At 69.6% G+C, this 3607-nt stretch carries 4 protein-coding genes; all 4 read right to left on the bottom strand.

Annotated features, from left to right (window positions below; all coding sequences use genetic code 11):
- Positions 1–59 precede the first annotated feature (59 nt).
- The 4 genes from RWO33_RS19760 to ccmE all read right to left on the bottom strand — a co-directional run bounded on the left by RWO33_RS19760 (position 60) and on the right by ccmE (position 3523).
- Positions 60–464: a cytochrome c-type biogenesis protein gene (locus RWO33_RS19760; protein ID WP_314107116.1), complete on the bottom strand. Its 405-nt coding sequence runs from the start codon at positions 462–464 to the stop codon at positions 60–62.
- Between the two features lie 67 nt (positions 465–531).
- Positions 532–1137 (bottom strand): DsbE family thiol:disulfide interchange protein, encoded by a 606-nt coding sequence (locus RWO33_RS19755; protein WP_314107115.1) that lies wholly within the window; start codon positions 1135–1137, stop codon positions 532–534.
- A 4-nt stretch (positions 1138–1141) separates the two neighbouring features.
- Positions 1142–3061 carry a heme lyase CcmF/NrfE family subunit gene (locus RWO33_RS19750; protein ID WP_314107112.1) on the bottom strand — a complete coding sequence of 640 codons (1920 nt, stop codon included), beginning with the start codon at positions 3059–3061 and terminating at the stop codon, positions 1142–1144.
- On the bottom strand, positions 3062–3523 hold the full coding sequence (ccmE, locus tag RWO33_RS19745) for a cytochrome c maturation protein CcmE (RefSeq protein ID WP_145480153.1): 462 nt from the start codon (positions 3521–3523) through the stop codon (positions 3062–3064).
- Positions 3524–3607 lie beyond the last annotated feature (84 nt).

Below are 3607 nucleotides of genomic sequence, written 5' to 3'. Positions count from 1 at the left end.
CAGCACCACCATCGCCACCACCGCGGCGCACAGCCCGGCAATCGCCTGCATCCACGCGCTCACCAGCGTTCCTCGCTGTCGCCCATCGGTTGCACCTGGCGGCTGCGCCGGCGCACCACCCAGGCCAGCACGCCGGCACCGCCCAGCACCAGCGCCACGGGGCCGAACCACAACACGCTGTTGCGGGTGTCCATCACCGGGCGGTACAGCACGAACTCGCCGTAGCGGTCGACCAGGAACTGCTTGATCTGCGCATCGGTGCGGCCCTGCTGCATCAGGGTGAGCACTTCGCGGCGCAGGTCATGCGCGATCTGCGCATTGGAATCGGCCAGCGACTGGTTCTGGCACTGCACGCAGCGCAGCTCGGCGGCCAGCGCATGGAAGCGCGCTTCCTCGGCGGCGTCGCGGTACTGCAGCGGGGTCGGGTCGGACACCGCCTGCGCCAGCGTCAGCACAGGAACCATCAACGCGAATGCGAGAACCCACACCGGTAGCGCACGCCTGTCGGTCGTGCGGCTCGCGGCGCCGGAATCATTCCGCAGGCGTAGTGCGCGGTTTCGCATGGTCACGTTCCAGTTTCTCCAGTTCCGGAATCAGCTGGGTGTCGATCACGCGCTGGCTGAGCGCGCCACTGTACTTCCAGCGCACCACGCCGCTGGCGTCCACCAGGAACGTTTCCGGCGCGGCGGTGATGCCCCAGTCGATCGCGGTACGGCCCTCGATGTCGGTCAGCACCAGCACGAACGGATTGCCCAGCTGCTCCAGCCAGCGCAGCGCATCGGTCGGCTCGTCCTTCCAGTTGTAGCCGATCACGCGCACGCGCTTGGTTTCGGCGAACCGGGTCAGGATCGGATGTTCCTCGCGGCACGCCGCGCACCAGCTGCCCCAGACGTTGAGCACGTACGGCGCGCCGCGCAGCTCGCTGCTGTTCACCGTGATCGACGGGTCGTGCAGGACCGGCAACGCAAAGGCCGGTGCCGGTTTACCGATCAACGCGGAGGGCAGGATGTCGCGGTCGGGTGCGCCGGATTTCATCACTCCGTAGATCATCAGCCCGAGCAACCCGAAGAAGAACAGCACGCCGATGACGATGGCCACGGGCGGCAGCGGGCGGGAGGCGGGGCGGGGATCGGACACGGAACTACTCCTGGAAACGGCGGAAGCGGCGGTCGGCGGCGGTGACGAAGCCACCCAGCGCCATCAGCACGGCGCCGAACCAGACCCAGCGCACGAAGGGTTTGACATGCACGCGCACGGCCCATGCATTGTTGCCCAGCGGCTCGCCCAGCGCCACGTACACATCGCCGCGCACGCGCGCATGGATGCCGGCTTCGGTCATCATCTGCCCGCCGCTGGCGTAGGCGCGCTTCTCCGGGTGCAGCAGGGCCAGCTCGCGATCGCCCTGCAGCACGCGCACGTGGCCGCGGTCGGCAACGTAATTGGGCCCCTGCTGGTGGTCCACGCCCTCGAAGCGCAGGGTGTAGCCACTCACGTCCAGGCTCTGGCCCGGGGTGAGCGCGACCTCGCGCTGCACGTTCAGCGCTTCCACCAGCAACGCGCCGACCAGGAACACTGCCACGCCACCGTGGGCCAGCAGCATGCCGACCATTTCCGCATTGAAGCGGCCGTTGCCGCGCAGGCGGGTCCAGGCGAAACGCGCGGTACCCAGCGCCACCCATGCCGCCGCGGCCACGCCGGCAGCGGCCTTCAGCTTGCCCTGCGGTGCCATGAACCATGCAACGACGCCCAGCAGCAGGGCGAGGCCGGCCCACGGCGCCAGCAGGGCCAGTCGCCGCGATGCCTGGTCGCGCTGCCAGTTGACCAGCGGCCCGAACGGCAGCAACGCCACCAGCGGCGCCATCAGCACGATGAACAGGGTGCCGAAATACGGCGGCCCGACCGACACCTTGCCCAGCCCCAGCGCGTCGGCCAGCAGCGGGTACAGGGTGCCCAGCAGCACCATCGCGCAGGCCCCGGCCAGCAGCAGGTTGTTGGCCAGCAGCAGGGTCTCGCGCGAGGTCGGCATGAAGCCGCGGCGCGGGTCGTCGTTGCCCAGCGCGCCGGCGCGCAGCGCGTAGAGCACCAGCGCCGCGCCGACCACCAGGGCCAGGAACACCAGGATGAACGCGCCGCGCGACGGATCGGCGGCGAACGAATGCACGCTGGTCAGCACCCCCGAACGCACCAGGAACGCGCCCAGCAGCGACAGCGCGAACGCGGCGATCGCCAGCAGCAGGGTCCAGCTGGCGAAACTGCCGCGTTTCTCGGTCACCGCCTGCGAATGGATCAGGGCGGCGCCGGCCAGCCACGGCATGAAGCTCGCATTTTCGACCGGGTCCCAGAACCACCAGCCGCCCCAGCCCAGCTCGTAATATGCCCACCAGCTGCCGAGCGCGATGCCGAGGGTAAGGAAGCCCCACGCCACATTGGTCCACGGACGGGTCCAGCGCAGCCAGCGCGCATCGACGCGGCCGTCGAGCAGCGCGGCGATGGCGAACGCGAACGGCACCGCGAAGCCCACATAGCCCACGTACAACATCGGCGGGTGGATGATCAGCCCCGGGTCCTGCAGCAGCGGATTGAGGTCGCGGCCTTCCAGCGGCGCCGGCAGCAGGCGTGCGAACGGGTTGGAGGTGAAAAAGAGGAAGGCCAGGAAGCCCAGGCTGATGATACCCATCACCCCCAGCACGCGTGCGCGCACGGTGTCGGGCAGGCGCCTGGACCACAGCGCCACCGCGGCGCCCCACAGCGCCAGCACCAGTACCCACAGCAGCAGCGAGCCTTCATGCGCGCCCCATACCGCCGAATACCGGTAGGCCAGCGGCAGCAGGCTGTTGGAGTTCTCGGCCACGTAGGCCACCGAAAAATCCTGCTGCACGAACGCAACGGTAAGCAGCGCGAAGGCGCCGGCGACCAGCGCCAGCTGGGCGAACGCGGCCGGACGGGCCACCGCCATCCACGCGACCTGCCCACGCTGCGCGCCCCACAGCGGCAGCAGCGCCTGCAGCAGGGCCGCCAGCAGCGCGCACAACAGCAGGACCTGCCCCAGTTCCGGCAGCACTCAGCGTGTCTCCACGGCGGGCATGGGCACGTCGTGCTTGCTGTGCGCCTTGCCCATCTTGTCGGCGACTTCCTTGGGAATGTAGTTCTCGTCGTGCTTGGCCAGCACTTCGTCGGCGACGAACACCCCGTCCTGCAGGCGCCCCATCGCCACCACGGCCGAGTCTTCGCGGAACATGTCGGGCAGGATCCGCGAGGTCGTCACCGGCAGGGTGGCATCGCCATCGGTGACCACGAAGTGGGCGTCCAGCGAACCCTCGGCACGCTGGAACGAGCCCTTGACCACCATGCCGCCGAGGCGGAAATTCGACTGCGTGCCGTGCTCGCCGCGCAGCACCTCCGAGGGCGTGTACAGGTAGGCGATGTTGCGCTGGAGCGCGAACGCCACCAGCGTGGTGGCCAGCCCGGAGGCCAGCAGCACCAGCAGCACCCACACCAGCCGGCGTCGCTGTACCGGCGTCATCGGCTCAGTTCCGTGCCCAGCGCGGAGGCGTTGGGGCCGGCCTCGCGTGCGCGCTGCCGCTGCTGGCGCTGCAACGCCTGGCGG

The sequence above is a fragment of the uncultured Stenotrophomonas sp. genome, assembly GCF_963519925.1.
GTDB lineage: Bacteria > Pseudomonadota > Gammaproteobacteria > Xanthomonadales > Xanthomonadaceae > Stenotrophomonas > Stenotrophomonas maltophilia_AE.
This window is presented reverse-complemented; position numbering and strand designations above follow the sequence as displayed.

Bases quoted from the DNA above. Each gene is read 5' to 3' on its own strand.
- RWO33_RS19760 (WP_314107116.1), bottom strand. From the start codon at position 464: ATGGTTCCTGTGCTGACGCTGGCGCAGGCGGTGTCCGACCCGACCCCG.
- ccmE (WP_145480153.1), bottom strand. From the start codon at position 3,523: ATGACGCCGGTACAGCGACGCCGGCTGGTGTGGGTGCTGCTGGTGCTG.